This is a genomic window from Gracilinema caldarium, assembly GCF_029265695.1.
GTDB lineage: Bacteria > Spirochaetota > Spirochaetia > Treponematales > Breznakiellaceae > Gracilinema > Gracilinema caldarium_A.
Genome location: NZ_JAJUHW010000013.1, coordinates 22,208 through 39,171, shown reverse-complemented (window position 1 = coordinate 39,171; position 16,964 = coordinate 22,208). Strand labels below are relative to the sequence as shown.

Annotated in this window: 13 protein-coding genes; 2 read left to right on the top strand and 11 right to left on the bottom strand. The window is 49.3% G+C overall.

What is annotated here, in order from left to right; translation table 11 throughout:
- Window positions 1-63: 63 nt before the first annotated feature.
- The 4 genes from Q7P68_RS06220 to Q7P68_RS06205 all read right to left on the bottom strand — a co-directional run bounded on the left by Q7P68_RS06220 (window position 64) and on the right by Q7P68_RS06205 (window position 8,148).
- On the bottom strand, window positions 64-1,341 hold the full coding sequence (locus Q7P68_RS06220; protein WP_304224124.1) for a glycosyltransferase family 4 protein: 1,278 nt from the start codon (window positions 1,339-1,341) through the stop codon (window positions 64-66).
- Between the two features lie 12 nt (window positions 1,342-1,353).
- Window positions 1,354-2,709 carry a sigma-54-dependent transcriptional regulator gene (locus tag Q7P68_RS06215; RefSeq protein WP_304224122.1) on the bottom strand — a complete coding sequence of 452 codons (1,356 nt, stop codon included), beginning with the start codon at window positions 2,707-2,709 and terminating at the stop codon, window positions 1,354-1,356.
- 206 nt (window positions 2,710-2,915) lie between these two features.
- Window positions 2,916-6,473, bottom strand: a complete 3,558-nt coding sequence (nifJ, locus tag Q7P68_RS06210) for a pyruvate:ferredoxin (flavodoxin) oxidoreductase (RefSeq protein WP_304224121.1) — start codon at window positions 6,471-6,473, stop codon at window positions 2,916-2,918.
- 100 nt (window positions 6,474-6,573) lie between these two features.
- The gene (locus tag Q7P68_RS06205; protein WP_304224118.1) at window positions 6,574-8,148 is read right to left on the bottom strand and encodes a DUF5312 family protein; all 1,575 of its coding nucleotides are present in this window, start codon (window positions 8,146-8,148) and stop codon (window positions 6,574-6,576) included.
- Between the two features lie 14 nt (window positions 8,149-8,162).
- Here Q7P68_RS06205 and Q7P68_RS06200 point away from each other — a divergent pair, with 14 nt between their 5' ends.
- Window positions 8,163-9,128, top strand: a complete 966-nt coding sequence (locus tag Q7P68_RS06200; RefSeq protein ID WP_304224116.1) for an epoxyqueuosine reductase — start codon at window positions 8,163-8,165, stop codon at window positions 9,126-9,128.
- Window position 9,129: 1 nt separating this feature from the next.
- On the opposite strand, the gene Q7P68_RS06195 is transcribed toward Q7P68_RS06200, so the two are convergent.
- Window positions 9,130-9,714: a DUF4398 domain-containing protein gene (locus Q7P68_RS06195; protein ID WP_304224114.1), complete on the bottom strand. Its 585-nt coding sequence runs from the start codon at window positions 9,712-9,714 to the stop codon at window positions 9,130-9,132.
- A gap of 123 nt (window positions 9,715-9,837) precedes the next feature.
- Here Q7P68_RS06195 and Q7P68_RS06190 point away from each other — a divergent pair, with 123 nt between their 5' ends.
- Window positions 9,838-12,102: a hypothetical protein gene (locus Q7P68_RS06190; protein ID WP_304224111.1), complete on the top strand. Its 2,265-nt coding sequence runs from the start codon at window positions 9,838-9,840 to the stop codon at window positions 12,100-12,102.
- On the opposite strand, the gene Q7P68_RS06185 is transcribed toward Q7P68_RS06190, so the two are convergent.
- The 6 genes from Q7P68_RS06185 to nagB form a co-directional block, all read right to left on the bottom strand.
- Window positions 12,074-13,216, bottom strand: a complete 1,143-nt coding sequence (locus tag Q7P68_RS06185; RefSeq protein WP_304224108.1) for an NlpC/P60 family protein — start codon at window positions 13,214-13,216, stop codon at window positions 12,074-12,076. The two genes, Q7P68_RS06190 and Q7P68_RS06185, sit on opposite strands and share 29 nt — an antisense overlap.
- Before the next feature lie 7 nt (window positions 13,217-13,223).
- On the bottom strand, window positions 13,224-13,640 hold the full coding sequence (locus tag Q7P68_RS06180; RefSeq protein WP_304224107.1) for an OsmC family protein: 417 nt from the start codon (window positions 13,638-13,640) through the stop codon (window positions 13,224-13,226).
- Between the two features lie 79 nt (window positions 13,641-13,719).
- The gene (locus Q7P68_RS06175) at window positions 13,720-14,061 is read right to left on the bottom strand and encodes a DUF190 domain-containing protein (protein WP_304224105.1); all 342 of its coding nucleotides are present in this window, start codon (window positions 14,059-14,061) and stop codon (window positions 13,720-13,722) included.
- A complete protein-coding gene (crcB, locus tag Q7P68_RS06170; RefSeq protein ID WP_304224102.1) occupies window positions 14,054-14,452 on the bottom strand; it encodes a fluoride efflux transporter CrcB in 399 nt (132 codons plus the stop codon). Before crcB ends, Q7P68_RS06175 begins: the two co-directional genes overlap by 8 nt.
- Window positions 14,453-14,493: 41 nt before the next feature.
- On the bottom strand, window positions 14,494-15,873 hold the full coding sequence (gene mgtE / locus Q7P68_RS06165; protein WP_304224098.1) for a magnesium transporter: 1,380 nt from the start codon (window positions 15,871-15,873) through the stop codon (window positions 14,494-14,496).
- A gap of 272 nt (window positions 15,874-16,145) precedes the next feature.
- On the bottom strand, window positions 16,146-16,946 hold the full coding sequence (gene nagB, locus Q7P68_RS06160; RefSeq protein ID WP_304224095.1) for a glucosamine-6-phosphate deaminase: 801 nt from the start codon (window positions 16,944-16,946) through the stop codon (window positions 16,146-16,148).
- Between the last annotated feature and the right edge of the window lie 18 nt (window positions 16,947-16,964).

The window sequence follows — 16,964 nt, the reverse complement described above, 5'->3', positions numbered from 1 at the left end:
GTGTAAGGGGCTTATCGAAACCCCTTCAGCTTATTGTAAAGGTGTTTCTCAGTATCGTCAAATTTAGACCTGTCCGAAGTTCATTAAAACTTGTTTAATACGCTGTTCCAGTAGTGAGAATGAGAAAAAACGTTTACCTAGCTCAAAATTTTTCATAGTCATCATGCGGACCGCTTCAGGGGTATCTAAAATCGCCCGAACCGCATCCAAAGTATCATCGGTGATATAGGAATCCATGGTAACTACATCAAAATCGACGGGCTCAATATCCTGTTCAAAAATAGAATAACGGTTGACCAGGATAGGTTTACGAAACCATATTGCTTCAAGAAATGCATTGCCAAAACCTTCATACAAGGAAGGATAGGTAACAAAGTCTGCGTTAAGATAACAATCCCAGAGACTGTATTTTCTTTTGCCCTCCGGCGTAATTCCCCGCGAAGGACCGATAATATCTGGCCGTACAATCACATCAACACCTAAAAGCCGGCCGTATTCCATGGTGCGGTTAAAATACCCGCTGCCCTCATCCCGTTCCTGGTGGCTGATGAGCAACTTAGCCCGGTGGTCCTTGAGCCTATGAGCAAGTTCTATTGCATGTTCTATGCCCTTTCGGGCAATAATACGCGTTGGCTGTAAAAGCAGTGTATCATCGGCGCCAATCCCCAGATCGGATCGCAACATGCGGGCATAATCATCCATCTCCGGAGGTTCTTTGGAAAAGTCAAATACATTGGGAATAATGATTGATGAAAGTCCGCAGCGGTATGAGAGTTGTTTTCTTGCTTCGCTGTTGATAACCACATGATTTATGGTATGAAGTCTCGGAGGAAAGGACATGGCCAGATAATCTTCTACCGCGTTAACCGTAAAACGCTGCCGTTCCCAGGCGAAATCATGATGGTGAGCAATGGTCGGCAAGCCGGTTTCCGCGATTACTTCGGTTATTGCAAGCCCCAGGGGAATGTTCATCGGTATAGTCACAGCATTTTCGATGATGAGCAGATCCAGTTTAAAGGTATCGATAAAGTCATACAGTGCCTTTTTTAAATGAAATCGTACTTCTTGAATCTCTCCTGTCAGGGCTCGGCTGCGAACTGTCGTGCCGAAACAACGTTCCTGTATCTCCTGGATTTGCGGATGTCCAAAAAAGGCAAGATCAAAAACCATGGATCTTTTAGGATCCCAGTCTGAGAGACCAGAAAAAAAGAAACATTCATAGCCCATCCGCTCCAGAACTGTTCTCCATTTTTCTGTTTCGAGAGAGACCCCGTCGGTTCCCTGAAAACGGGTAGAAATAAATCCTACATTATGTATATGGTCAGATCTGCTAAGGTACACGGTGATTCCTTGTTATCCTGTCGGATAGAGCCGTTCCAAACGGGACCGAAGATGCCGTTCGGTAATGCCGAGTGCCCTGGCTGCAGCACTTTTATTTCCCTTGGCATCGTTGAGTGCTTTTTCGATCAGGCTCCGTTCAAATTCTGCCATTTGCTGCTCATAGGTTTTATCTACCGTTTCCCATGGAGCGTTTTTGTTGAGTGGCGGCAGATCCCGTTCCAGAATAATATCCCCTCTGCATAAGACTACTGCACGTTCTATAATATTTTCCAGTTCTCGAACATTTCCGGGAAAATCATGGTGCATGAGTGCATTCATCGCTTCTCGAGAAAGACCTCGTACATTGCGATGGTTCCGTTCGTTAAATTTATTGATAAAATGCTCAACCAACACCGGTATGTCTTCTTTCCGATGCCGAAGCGGCGGAAGTTCAAGGGTGATAACATTGATACGGTAATAAAGATCTTTCCTGAACACCCCCTGTTCCACCAGGGCTGCGAGATTCCGGTTCGTGGCCGCAATGATGCGTACATTAAGCTGCCGCGGGGTGTTTTCTCCAAGCCGTTCAATAGTCCCAAATTGAATAGCCCTGAGCAATTTTACCTGGATGGCTACAGGTATATCCCCGATTTCATCAATAAATAAGGTTCCGCCATTTGCCATTTCGAAGCGGCCAATGCGATCCGTATCGGCACCGGTAAAGGCCCCTTTTTTGTGACCAAAGAGCTCACTTTCTGCTAATGATTCTGCGAGGGCAGAAATATTTACCGCTACAAAAGGCTGATTTTTCCGAAGTGATCGTTCATGGATGAACCGAGCCACCAGCTCTTTACCGGTACCGCTTTCACCGCTCACGACTATCGTTGCATCACTCTCTGCGCAGCGTGCTGCGGTCTGCATGACCTGGGCCATTTTATTACCCTGATAGATGATACCCGCCGATGCGGGAGAGCTTTCTTTACCTTCTGCGGGGGGTAAAAAGGCTTCCCGTATTAAGACGCCCTTCTCATAAATGCGGAGCACCATTTTTTCTATTTCTTCGGCATTGGTTGGTTTTACCAAATAGTCATCTGCACCCTGTTTGAGAATTTCTACCGCCTCCCGGGCGTCGGAAAAGGCTGTCATGACCACTATCGGAATCATAGGATTCATTTGTTTAATAGCATTTAAAACTTCGATTCCGTCGCCGTCGGGGAGCCTGAGGTCGGTAAAGACAAGATCTATAACCTGGTCATGGGCAATCTGGAGCCCTTCCTGCTTCGTCTCCGCAGTAAGATATTCGACGTGAGGATACTGCAAGTGTTTAAAGATTAATGCTAACCGCTCTAATTGGGCTGGATCATCATCAATCGCCAGTATCGTCATCATTATATAAACTATATATTGCTTTTTGATTTCAGACAATAGAAAACTTGGAAATATCTAAAAACTCTATTTTTAAATAGTTGAGGTTCCTATGCGGGGGTGGCCGACCTGGACTAATTCACTTTCAGCAATAAAAAGGGACTGTCCAGGTTTTCCCGGACAGTCCCCATGCTCTTTAACACTCAGAAGTGAGTGTTTTTACTATTTTTTTAGAAGGGCCGTTCAGCCAGGTACTTGTACTCCTTCCAGGTCCGTTCGATCTGGGCCTTGGCCTTAGCAAGCAGTGCATCGGCCCGGGCTGGATCGGCTGCTTTAAGAGCCTTGAACCGAACTTCCTTGTACATGAAGTCTTCCACCGGTGTGGTCGGATCCTTGGAATCCAACTGGAAGGGGTTTTTACCCTGAGCTTTGAGCCGGGGATCGTAGCGGTAAATCGGCCAGAGTCCGCTGGTGACCGCAGCTTTCTGCTGATCCATACCCTTCATCATATCAATGCCGTGGTTAATACAGTGGGAGTAGGCAATGATGATGGACGGACCATCGTAGCTTTCAGCTTCCCGGAATGCTTTGATAGTCTGGGCTATATTAGCGCCCATGGATACCTTGGCTACATACACATAGCCATAACTCATAGCGATAGCACCCAGGTCTTTTTTGGTAATTTCCTTTCCGGCTGCGGCAAACTTAGCAATGGCTCCCACGGGAGTTGCCTTAGACATCTGTCCGCCGGTGTTGGAATACACTTCAGTATCCATGACCAGGATGTTAACGTTTTTGCCAGAGGCAATCACATGGTCAAGACCACCAAAGCCGATATCGTAGGCCCAACCGTCACCACCGAGGATCCAAACAGACCGCTTAATAAAGTGGTCCGCCAGGGAAAGGAGGTTCTTGGCCAGGGGCTTGCTGTCCTTTTTCAGGGCAGCCTTGAGCTGGTCTACCAGTTTCCGCTGTTCTTCGATAGCTTCGTCGGTTTCCTGGGTGTTTGCAAGGATCTTATCGAGTAGATCTGCCTGGATACCGGCATTTTTAGCTTCCAGTGCTACTTCACGGGCATGTTCCGCCAGCTTGTCGCTGGTAAGCCGCATACCCATACCAAATTCTGCAGCATCTTCAAAGAGGCTGTTAGACCATACGGGGCCCCGTCCGTCATCCCGTTTGGAATAGGGGGTAGTGGGGAGGTTTCCGCCGTAGATTGAAGAACAACCGGTAGCGTTGGCAATGATTGCACGGTCGCCAAAGAGCTGAGAAAGCAGTTTGACATAAGGTGTTTCACCGCAGCCTGCGCAGGCCCCTGAGAATTCAAAGAGGGGCTGTTTCATGCCAATGCCTTTGGCAAGGTTCAGGTTAAGCAGCTTGGAATCCGTATTGGGAATCTTGAGGAAGAAATCCCAGTTTTTCGCTTCCGCTTCCCGCAGCGGCATCTGGGGCTGAAGGTTAATTGCCTTAAGCTCCGGATTTGCCTTGTTCTTGGCGGGGCAGATGTTGACACAGGCGCCGCATCCGGTGCAGTCCTCGGGGGCAACCTGGAGGGTGAATTTCATCCCTTCGAATTCCTTGCCCTTAGCATCGGTAGACTTAAAGGTTTCGGGCGCTCCGACAAGTTTATCCGGAGTATAGGCCTTCATGCGGATAACCGCATGGGGACAAACCATGGTACAATTACCGCACTGGATACAGGTTTCAGGATCCCAAACAGGAATTTTTTCGGCAATGTTCCGTTTCTCGTATTTGGTCGTACCGGTGGGAAAAGTTCCGTCGTCGGGCATTTTGGAAACCGGGAGTTTATCGCCCCGGAATGCAATGATTTCGCCGATAACTTCCTTAACAAAGGCTGGAGCATTTGCCGGTACTGGGGGAATCATTTTAATGTTGCCGGAAACGGTCTTGGGATAATTGACCTGCTGAATTCCAGCCAGCGCCATATCAATGGTATCAATGTTCTTCTTAACGACTTCCTCGCCCTTCTTTCCGTAGGTCTTCTTGATGGATTTCTTAATAAGTTCCACCGCTTCAGCTTCGGGGAGGACGCCGGAAATTTTAAAGAAGGCGGTTTGCATGATAACATTGATGCGTCCGCCCATACCGGCCTTTTCGGCAAGACTAATCGCATCAATAACGTAGAACTTAAGTTCTTTGTCGATGATCTGCTTCTGTACTTCTACGGGCAGATGGTTCCAGACCTGGTCTGCAGGATAGGGACTGGCCAGCAAGAAGGTCCCACCCTTTTTGGCCTTGGAAAGCATATCGACTTTTTCGATAAAGCTGTATTTATGACAGGCAATAAAATTGGCCTTAGTTACCAGGTATGGCTTGCGAATCGGTTTTTTGCCGAACCGCAGGTGGGAAACGGTAACCGTACCAGCCTTCTTCGAGTCGTAAACAAAGTAGCCCTGGGCGTAGTTGTCGGTGGCCTCTCCGATAATCTTAATGGAGTTTTTATTTGCGCCGACCGTTCCATCCGATCCGAGACCGTAGAATAGGGCTTCATGGACGCCCTCTTCTTCCAGGTCAAAGTTCTCATCCCATTCAAGAGATGTAAAGGCCACATCGTCGTAGATACCGACGGTAAAGTGATTTTTAGGAGTACTCTGAGAAAGGTTGTCGAAGATTGCCTTGACCATTCCGGGGGTAAATTCAGCAGAACCCAGTCCATAACGGCCGCCGACAATCTTGGGATATTCCTTGAACTGGCTCTTTCCGCCGCTCATGGCTTCGCCGACTGCGGTGCGAACATCTTCGTACATCGGTTCGCCAAGGGAACCCGGTTCCTTAGTCCTGTCGAGTACAGCGATTGCTTTGACGGTGGCGGGCAGAGCCGCTACAAATAGAGATGCATCGAAAGGACGGTAAAGATGAACTTTAAGAACACCAACTTTCTGGCCTTTTTTATTCAGGTAATCGACGGTTTCTTCTACCGGTTCAGAACCAGATCCCATGATAACAATAACCCGATCCGCATCGGGAGCACCGTAGTACTGGTACAGTTTGTACTGGCGGCCAGTGAGTTTGGCGAACTGGTCCATGTATTTCTGGACGATGGCGGGAACTGCGGCGTAGTACTTATTCACCGTTTCCCGGCCGGTAAAGTACACGTCGGGGTTCTGGGCAGTACCGCGGATGGCGGGATTTTCGGGGGTAAGACCCCGAGCCCTGTGTGCAGCTACGAGGTCGTCGGAAATAAGCTGCCGCATCTGTTCATAGGAAAGTTCTTCGATTTTCTGAACTTCATGGGAAGTCCGGAAACCGTCAAAGAAGTGCAGGAAGGGTACACGGGATTCCAATGTGGCCGCATGGGCGATCAGGGCTAAATCCATGACTTCCTGGACATTGTTCGATGCAAGCATCGCAAAACCAGTCTGCCGGCATGCCATAACGTCTGAATGGTCCCCGAAAATGGACAAGCCCTGGGCAGCCAGGGCTCGGGCGGCGATATGGAATACGGTGGAAGTAAGTTCGCCGGCGATTTTGTACATGTTGGGGATCATGAGCAGGAGGCCTTGGCTGGCGGTAAAGGTGGTGCTCAGGGCTCCTGTGGTCAGGGCTCCATGGACTGCACCGGCCGCACCGGCTTCCGACTGCATTTCAACAACCTGAGGTACGGTTCCCCACAGGTTTTTCCGACCCTGGGCAGAATACTCATCAGAGAGTTCTCCCATAGGACTGGACGGAGTAATTGGATAAATAGCAATTACTTCACTGAGGGCATGGGCCACATGGGCAGCCGCAGTGTTTCCGTCGATCATAACAATCTTCTTATCGGACATATGCCTTCCTCGTTGGTGGGATAAAATATGGAAGTGTTTCTTCTATACTATAGCTACAGAGAAAAATGTGCAAGCACCCTGTATCGTCTGGAAAAATCGGCTACGCCGAATCTCCCGGTGTCTGCTCTTGTTTTACAAAGAACTGCATTAACTGTACAAAATAGTAAATAACCTTGTACACTTCGGTTATTCTCTGGTCTATCGGTTTCTCGCTTGAGTTTTCTATGTCCTTCCAGTTAATAATGATCTCATGGGGGCTTTTTTGAAAATCTTCCAGGATCTGTTTCAGATTTTTTCCGACCACAATAAGGTTTTGAGCGCTCATGGTGATGAACTTAAGGGCCTCATCATTAATGCCCTTGAGCAGGGTTCTGACATATTTCAGCTGTTCCTTATCCCGGTCTGCCTTGGCCATGGCAATTCTGAGCCTTCCGCCCATTTCTGCATCGTCTGCCAAAGAATCGTCAAAGGTAATTAATTTTTCTGAAATAGCCATCAGTTCATGGTAACTTTCCGAAAGCTGCTGGGAAAGAATGTTGGTAGACCATTGGCCCCGGACGAGCAGCAGGTCGCATAGTTCACGAATATCCTTTTTAAAGAAATCCAACAAAAAGGCTTTTAGATAATTAAGCCCCTGGATATGAATGAAACCGCCCAGCATTTTTTTCTGAAAGGGCGCATTTGCTTTTTCTGTATAATTTTTCAGCCTGCTAACCGCTGGAGTGCCAAAAATAAGCTTAGCCAGTTCATCAATCTTTGCGTTCCGCCGTTCCTGGACCAATTGCTGGATAAGCACTTCCACCTGGGTTCGGGTTTTTTGCAAATAGGCATCGAGAATATATTCATTCGGGATGTGCGGCTTGGGCATCCAAGTGGGATTTTTATCAATGTGACGAACCATAAGTTCAAAAATGCCCGAGCGTTTGAGGTCTCGGAAGACGTTTAACAGTTTGCTCCATTGGTCCAGGGCGACTACCTCGACCCCTTTGTAGGTTTTAAGAACCGAAAATACCGGTTTCCAATCCTGTTCAAAATCGAGGGCGTACAGTACTTCCAGGAAATCCTTTATATCGTCGCTGATGTATTCGCCGCGGATCGGTTCAAACTGGGGTTTATAGGTAAAATTACGCTCTGAAAGGTTGGCATCAAATTTCTTGAGGAGGAAAAAATAATCAAAGTTAACGAGCTGCACGAAGGTCAGAATCTGGTTGTAACACCGGTCTATGGCACTGCTCCGTTCTCCATCGAAGCCTGCTATAAAGTTAGTGAGCTCGTTGTTAAGCTGTTGGGCCAGTTCCTTAATGGTTGTTGTTTTGGCCCGTTCTTTAATGGATTCCTCGGAAAGCCGTTCCTGCAATTCCAGCATTCCCTTGTCCATAAAGAACTCTATGACAATTTGTTTCAGCTGGTTTGATTTATCCGCATTCTGCAGAAAAACCTGGGCCGGGGAAAGAATTTTATAGATGTCGTAGAACAGCTTGGCAAAGACCCCTAGGACCTCTTCGCCCCTGACTTTGTAGAATTTGTATTTATTTTTCGTTAAATCCCGTGCAATCTGTTTAAGCTGGCGGCGTTTTTCCGATTCGCTGTCTGTTCCGCCTGTAAAAAGAGAAAGCAGTTTTTCCAGAAACTCGATTGCCATGGGAACCCCTAGATAAAATATTCCACTTTCCATACAGTAACGGTAAAATGCCGCTGTCGTCAATAGATGCTTTTATTCGCAGCTCCACACTTGCCAAAGGTTTTAGCCGGGTTCGGTTTATCTCTCCCTACGATCCACAAGCTTTTCTTGGGGCTCGGGTCAGCGGAGACAACCATTGGCAGGGCGCCCCATCGCTCCTTATGGCGGCCCTGCCTTATGGGAACCTGGGAGTTTCGAGCGATCAGGGAAAGCCAAGCACGGTAGCTCCCTTTGCACGGAGAAACTATTACGCCGAGGCGGTGGCAAGACTTAAAGAGATAGCCAGGGAATTACGGGAGCGATGGGGCGGTTCAAAGAGTGACTACCGGATTTTATGCAATTCTCCGGTACCGGAAAAGCCTTTGGCATTGCGCTGCGGTCTTGGCTGGCTCGGTAAAAATAGCCTGATTATTACCCCGGAAGCGGGATCTCTAGTTGTTATTGCCTCCATGACGGTCCCTTTCCCGCTCCCCCCCGATTCGCCCCTGCCAGGGGTGTTCCCCTCCTCTTTTAATCCCTGTCTTTCTGGACCATTTGAGATAAGTGATCTGTCATTCCCGGCCTGTAAGGTCTGCGGCGATCAAAATGCCTGCAGCACTGCCTGTCCCACCGGAGCACTGGATGGATCGGGCGTTCTATGTAAAGAGAAATGTATTCAGTGGTACGCTTCGGGAAATGGAGAAAAGGTTCCGGACTTTGTAGCCCAGGTTTGGGGTGAGCGATTATATGGTTGTAGTAATTGCCAGGATAGCTGCCCCCACAACAAAAAAAGTGTGGACCCAGTGGAGACGGAACGGGGGAAGCTCCCCGATTGTTTCTCTGCTGAATGGTTGTTAGCTGCGGGAGATGAGGAAATCAGGGCCGTCTTAAAGGGAACAGCCCTGGGCCTTCAGTGGCTCGGACCACAGTCCCTGCGGCGAAACGCAGAACTTGCGGCCCGGCACGACGCAGCGCTGGCGGTGCGCCGCGCTTGAATTATTTTTTCTTAGAAGCCGCCTGTACGGCACTGCTGATTGTTGAAAGAATGTCGCTCAGGGCTGTGCGGGCAGCATTGCCCTTTTCTATAGCATTTTTGTAGTTGCTGTTGCTCTGATCTTTTTCTGCGGCCGCAAGAGTAGTCTTGGCTTCGTTAAACTGGGCTGTCACCTGGGTGAAATTCAGCTTGATACGGGCAACTTTTTTAGCCCCGTTCAGTGCATTGGTGACCTCCAAAACAAGAGATTTGCCCGATGCGATAAGACCCGCAGCTTCGTCCTTAGCCCGTTCAAGCCCCGCATTGCCCTCCGCAATAGCCTGATCTGCAAGTTTTATGGTTTCCTGTGCCAGAGCCTTTGCATTGTCATAGCGTTTTGCTTCCGCTTCGGTATTCATTTTTGCAAGGGAGTCAGCAGCTCGTTTCAGGGCCTCCGGGGCATAGAGGTTTGCATTGGTGTCTGCTTGGGCTTTTGCAACCGCAGCCTTTGCGGCTTCCATTTCAGCGGTTGGCGGTTTTGCGCAGGAAAATAATACGACGAGGGACAGCAGAAGTATCCCGGTAATTCGTAAGCTATGTCGTTTCATTGTAGCCTCCCATCAATGTATATCTATCTATAGTATACGATATCGGCATGTTTATTTCCTGTCTGTAGCTCTTATCTGTCCCAGCTACCTGTAAAAACTAACAATTTTGTGTATCCTGAATCTATGAAACACCTGAAAATAGTTCCATTCATGCTTGCCATACTCATTTCCGGGGGCTATTTACTGAATATTCCGGACCTCCCTTTTGGACCTTTTTATGATAGATTGATGAACCTCCGGGGCGTGCTCGAAGCCCCGCGGGATTTGGTGGTCATTGATACGAAGGCACAGGACTCAATAAGTGCGGAAGATGCTTCCCGTATACTGCTGGTCCTTTCCGCCCTAGAAAGCCGTCTTGTCCTATTTCAGACGAATGTGGTTTTACCTGACGAAAAGCAAATCTTTAGCACCCAGGACAGGCAGCGTTTTGTACAAAAAGAATTTTCCCGTATTCAAAAAAACATTAGCAGCCTCTTTGACGGTATCCGGCTTGGCTCGATTCGGCCCCAGGATGCAGAACGTTATGTTAAAGATGTGAATGGCCTTGTGGAGGAAAGCAAGAACCGGCTTTTGCTTACACTGGCCGAATCGAGCAATATGCGGGAACTGGAATTGGAAAAATACCGGGCACTTTTTAATCGGGTTATTCATTGCGATGATCTTAAGTGGGGATCCGGAAAAACTGGTGCATTGGAAATCTGGGGCGGGAGGGCCGTTTATTCAAAAGCAGAAAAAGATGCGGATGGTGTGCTGCGGTACTTGTACCCCATCAAGGAACTTCCCAATAAAGAACTTGTTCACGCTGGTTTTGCCCTCCTTATGGATATTATGGGAGATCCCCAGATAGAAAAAAAGGGAACCTGGTTAAACATAAAAACAGAAAAGGAATTATATGAACTTCCGCTGGATTCAAAGGGCCGCTTTTATGTTCAGAACCCTGAGCATTACCAGGTCTTATCAATAGAAGAATTCACGGCATACCTTGAACAGGAACGAAAGCTTTACGAAGCCTTAAAAGAGATGGAACGGTCCGGTTATTTTATCAATCTGGATGCTTTAAAGTATCCGACAACCCTGTACGAATATGCCCAATCCCTGGAAAAGGAAGTCTTAGAAAATCCCCTTCCCGATACTATTAAGCAATGGCGGGAAGCCCGGAACGACTTTTACGCGGCTGCGGGAGATTTTTTAACCGGTTCTGCGGAAAAAACTATTTTGCAAGGCTACGATACCCTGCTCACTACAGAAACCTTGCAGGAAGGGGGGAAGGAACGGATTACGTCACTCAAAGAGCTTGCTTCCCAGGCTTTTTCGTGGTCCAGAAATGCCTACCATGAACTCTTTGGCTTGCATACCAGGCTGGAGTCTTCCCTGAGGGATGCTTACTGTATTGTCGGTTCTGTATCCGGTGATGCAAATGCTACGGTGGCCTTGCTCAGTACGATATTGTCCCGGAATTATATTTATCCCGGAAAGCCCTTGTATCTTTTTATTGCAACAATTATAGGGATCCTGTTTTTATTAGGGGCTACCTATATTTTTAGCCCCCTTTATTTTGTTGTATTTACTATTGTTATTGCAGGAATTGCTTTGCTGGCTGGCGGTATGCTCCTGATTATCGGCGGGTATTGGTATGCACCGCTTATTCCAGCCATTATTTTTGGGGGAACCGGAGCCCTGTACGGAATCATTCAAGCCGCTTATATCATGTATGTGCGGCGCCATCAGGAGCTTGCCTTAAAACATCGAATGTCTTCCGGGTCGTTCAAAGCAATGCTGCGCTCTATCCCATTAAGGCAAGTATCGTCCGTACCAACCCCTGATATTATTCAGGAGGTAGAGGCGCTGATACTCTGTGTACGGCATGCATCCTTTGTCGGAGAAGAACAGCCGGCAGCCATGCTTGAATATGCTGAAGCCCTGAAACAGTTCAGAGCAAAAACCGCTGAACTGGTAAAACAACAAGGCGGCACCATGCTATGGGCTGACGGTGAGGTTGTATTTACCGCCTTTGGCTTTCCGCCCCCTTATCAGGGACAGCAAACGGGGATTGCTGAAAAGGCCCTTGGGGCTGCACAGTCGCTGCTCGACGCTTTTCTCCATGAGCCTGTTACGTTAGGCATGGATTTTGGCAAAGCAGCTTATTATTTTGATGCTATTGCCGGTTATTCCGCCCTTGGCCGGGTGCCGGTTCGGGCCCGGGTTCTTTCGGGGCTGGCGGCTCGCTACCAGCACCGTATGCTGGCCACAGACGCTGCCCTGGCTTTTTTACGAACCGGCACCCGCGGTGAATTGCGGGCCGATAAGCTTGATGTATTGGTCGACAAGCAGGAAGGCCGGGAAATAGCGTTCTTCTCTTTCAATTATAACGGGCATTCAGGGTCTTAAAGACCGAGTTCATGAGCTTAAAGCGGACCACCTTGCCGGCTCCATATTCGGGGAAGGCCCGGTAGCGCTCGCCGTCATCGGAAAAAGCCGAGGCTTTTTCGCCGGGGAAGGCAGGAAAGCGTTTTTGTGTCCACTGGAGCGAAGGGTCTTTTAGGCTGAGATCCGGTTTCGCCGGATCAAAGAGAATCCACGATTCATGGACACCCCGTTCGTCCAGAGGCGCTTCGTCGGTGCTCTGGAGGTAGCGGATCCGGCCCTTTTGCATGTCGATGGATTGGATGATAGCCGAATGAACCGCCCTGCCATCGCTCCCCCTAAACAGAATAATGTCACCGCTGCGGAGGTTTTTTATGTTATCCGGTACCTGTTCGAGTTCGGGCCGTTTTGAGTCGAAATACCAGGTTCCGACAAAATGGGAGGGGTCAAGCTTTTTTGATAACTTCAGGGCCTTCTGCACCGTGGACCTGAGATCCACGCCGGCCTTGCGGGCTGTATAGGTTAGCACATGCCAGACAAATCCTGAGCAGTCCATGCCGAGGCGGCCGATGCAGTACAAGTAGTTGTATATGTCGGAGTTTTCTACATCCTGGCCGTTGTGCAAAACGTAGGGCCGGTGCGGAAGGCCCTTGTAGGCCTGGGCTTTCATTCTGGCAATTTCATACAGGTCCCTGGTCCAGGTCCAGCGGCGGCTTGAGAGGTCAAAGATGAGCACCTTTTCCTTTCCATCCTGTAGTATCTGAATGTATCGGTGGAAGTCATCGGTGGCTAAAATGTCATCTATGCTGGCCCACAGATCTGCCGGGTTCGATTTGCCGCCCCCCTGAATGAATAATTCTGTATCCGCCAGTTCGGAGCGTTCGTTGTTTTCCGCAAAGGGAAGCCGCACGTTAATGATACGGCCGTCGATGATATAGGTTTTAAAACATTGTCGGTAGGCTTCTTCTATGGCAATTTCGGTACCCCGGTCCCATTGCTGGGATGGGGCTGCAAACTGTGCGACCCCCTGAGAACCGGAGGGAGATTCCGGTAAAAGCCGGTACGGAGCACCGAGTGTCAATACAAAAACGATGTATATGGTGATAAACCTGTGTTGTCCGTTCATCAATATATTCATCAATATGCTAAATATATTGGACTTCGAACTCGACGGGGATTGCTTTTTTAAGGAGAGCGCTGACTCCGCAGTACCGATCTTGAGAAAGACTGATGGCTTTGCGGACATTTTCATCCTTGAGCCCGTCCGAGGCTTTAAACTCATAGATGATTTTAACCCTTGTGTATGTTTTGGGATGTTCCTCAGTGAGGTCTCCCTGTACCCGCAGGTTAAAATAGCTCACGGGCTCGCGCATTTTTTTAAGTATGGAGATGACGTCCATGCCGGTGCACCCCGCGAGGGACACTAAAAGGAGCGGTTTGGGCATGGGACCAGAGTTTTTTCCGCCCACCGCTTCGTCCGCATCCAGGGGAATGCGGTGGCCGCCGACTTCTGCGGAAAAGGCCATGTCGCTTTCCCATTGACAGCTTATTTCATGCTGCATGTTATGCCTCCTTTATAAGATTGCTGAAAGGCCGCATACCTTCCGTTTCGCGGTCAATATGTCGCGGTGACGGAATGATTCAGGTGCCGGAATGATTCCGGTATTTTAACACCCGTATCGATTCTATGGTTACGAGGCCCTCGGTTACCACTTCGTCCAAAAAAGGAATGAGTTTATCAATTTGTTCCGGTTTATCGATGATTTCAATTACAATGGGTAGATCGTTAGAGAGGTCCAGTATGTGAGCGCTTTTAAGCCTGCTGTCGGCGCCAAATCCCATGATGCCCCGCAGGACTGTCGCTCCGGCAAGATCCAGTTCCCGTGCTTTTTTGACAATTGCCTCATAAAGGGGTCTGCCTTTGTGGTGGTCGTTCTCACCGATAAAAATGCGGAGTAAGATGTCCTTTTCTTCGCTATGCATGAAATACCCCCGTTAGTATCGATTTTAACACAGAAAAGGTAATCATGCCCAAAATCACTGCCGCAAGTCCTATGGCGTTATGGAGCAAGAGATTGAGCAGGGTATATCCAAGTTCCCGCTCTTCTGCGAGCGTTACGGTTTCCAACGCAAAGGTGGAAAATGTGGTAAAGCCACCGAGAAAGCCTGTGGTTACAAGGAGCCGCAAGGCTGGAGATGCGGTTGTGTTTTTAAAGGCCTGAAAGAAGAAACCGATGAGAAAAGAACCGATAAGATTTACCGTCAGGGTTCCCATGGGGATGGGGGCGGTCGAATGTTCAGAAATGAGCCGAGAAAGTAGGTAGCGGGATACGGCCCCGGCTCCTCCGCCGAAAAGCACTGCCAGTATGTTCATGATACGGACAGTATGGCGAATTGCGGCGGAGTGTTCAATTCCTAGATGCCAAGGAGGAGCCGGGCGGTGCTAAAATAGATGAACAGCCCCGAAATATCGACAATGGTGGTGAGGGCTGGGCTGGCTACCAAGGCCGGGTCGAGCCCAAAGGCTGCTGCAATTAGGGGAAGCAGGGCTCCGATTATGGTGGCGCTTAATACCTGTATGCCTAGGGCTATGCCGATGGCGAGGCCGATGTTCACGATACTCATGCTTTCAGGAATGCTTGCTCCCTGGGATGTAAAATAAACCCGCACAAATGCAAGTATTCCCAGTATGAGGGCAAGCAGGAATCCTACCCGGGCTTCTTTCCAAATTACCTTAAAAATGTCCTTAGGACTGATTTCTTTAAGTGCCAGGGCTCGGACTACCACTGTAGCAGATTGGCTCCCTGTGTTGCCCCCCGTATCGGCCAGCATGGGCATGTAAAAGGCGAGGATCATCAGGTTCATGAGGGTCGATTCGAAGGATTGGAGGATAGCCCCCGATACAAGGCCCAGGACTGCGAGAATAATGAGCCAAAGGACCCGGTGGCTGAAATGGGTCCAGATAGAAGTCTGGAGATAGGTGGTATCTTCGTGTTTACCGGAAATGGCCATGAACCGTTCCATGTCTTCGGTTCGTTCCTGCTCGATGACGTCCAGGGCGTCGTCATGGGTAATGATACCCACCAGGTTCCCGTTCCCGTCCACAACCGGCAGGGCTACCAGGTCATAGCGGGAAAATTTGTAGGTTGCTTCTTCCCGGTCTGCTTCGGCCTGTACCGAGATCACCTGGTCGTCCATAATATCCTTAAGTTTTTTTGTTGGATGAGCAAGAATGAGGTCCGCAAGCCGTACGGTCCCCGCGAGGTGCCGGCCTTCGTCCAGCACAAAGATGGTGTAAATGGACTCCTTTGCAGGCCCTTCCAGGCGTATTTTTTCCAAAGCTTCCCGGACAGAAATGGAGGCTGGCAGGGCTATGTAGTCGGTGGTCATAATGGAACCGGCGGTGCCTTCTTTATAGGAAGCCAGCTTTTTAATGTCCTCCCGTTCCCGCTGGGCAAGCACGGGCAATACCGAGTCAAATTGTTCTTCCGGCAGGGATTTAAGGAGGTCGACCCGGTCGTCCGGCGAAAGGTTAATAACAAGCTTTGCCAGGTCGGTCTTATTTAGTTTTGATGCGATATGTGACTGGACGGTGCTTGGAAGTTCACAGAAGATATCCGCCGCTGTCTGCAGGGGCAGTTTTTCCAAAACGAGATTGACATCGTCTTCGGGAATAGCAGAGAGAATTTCCGCCGCTTCGGTGGGGTGCCGCTCTCCGAGAAAGGCTGCGATATCCTCGAATTTGCCCTCTTCCATGAGGGCCTTGATGTCCGGTGCGATGAGTTGATCCAGCATGATTGCCTCCTATAGATGCATTTTGTCGGAAGCACCAACACTGGATTGTCTGATTTTTATGAGAAAGTCCGCAGACAATAACAGGAGGGCTTCCGGTTTAGAACGGTGCATTCAGCACAGGGCCGAACGCATAAGTGAGGTTCCGGGGGCTGACTACTACCAGGGCCGTCGGAATCGTTCATACCTGTCCTCCTTCCTGTTATATTGAGCGGTCGTATGTTGGCCGCTGTTGGATTTTTATATATTAGCCAATAGCATTAAAAGTTTCAAGTTTAAGCAGGGAGCCGGTTTGCTTTTTCTATGTCCATAAAATAGCGGACCGTACCCACCTTAAGTTCGTCTGTGGCATCATCGTCGCAGACAATGATAGCCCGCTGGTGCATCTGGAGTGCCGATATGGGCCACATATGGTTAACGCCCTCTTCTATGGCCGCATGGAGGGCCCGGGCCTTATTGTGTCCGCTGGCAATGATGACTACTTCCCGGGCATCCATGACGGTGCCGATGCCGACCGTTAAGGCCGCAGCGGGAACCTTATGGGGATCCCCATCGAAAAAGCGGGCATTGACGAGCCGGGTGTCCCAGGTGAGTTCCTTGTCTCGGGTCCGGGAAGAAAGGGAAGAGCCCGGTTCATTAAAGGCTAAATGGCCGTCTACGCCGACGCCGCCGAGGAATAGTTCGATACCCCCCGCATCTTGAATGGCCTTTTCATAATCGGCACACTCTTTGGCCGGATCCTGAGCCATACCGTTGAGTATATGGACATTTCGTTCATCAATATCGATATGAGAAAAAAAGTTATCCCACATGAACCGGTGGTAGCTCTGGGGGTGCTGGGCATCGAGGCCGAGGTATTCATCCATATTAAAGGTGACCACATGGGCAAAGGAAACTTCGCCTTTCTGGTGCATTCGGATGAGCTCCTGGTAAACCCCCAGGGGGCTTGAGCCGGTGGGCAGTCCCAGCACAAAGGGCCGTTCTTTGCTGGGCTTATAGTCATTGATTCGTTTTGCTATATAGGCCGCGGTCCACTGGCTGACCGCTTGGTAATGGGGCTGAATAATTAAACGCATGGCACACTCCTTGTTGTT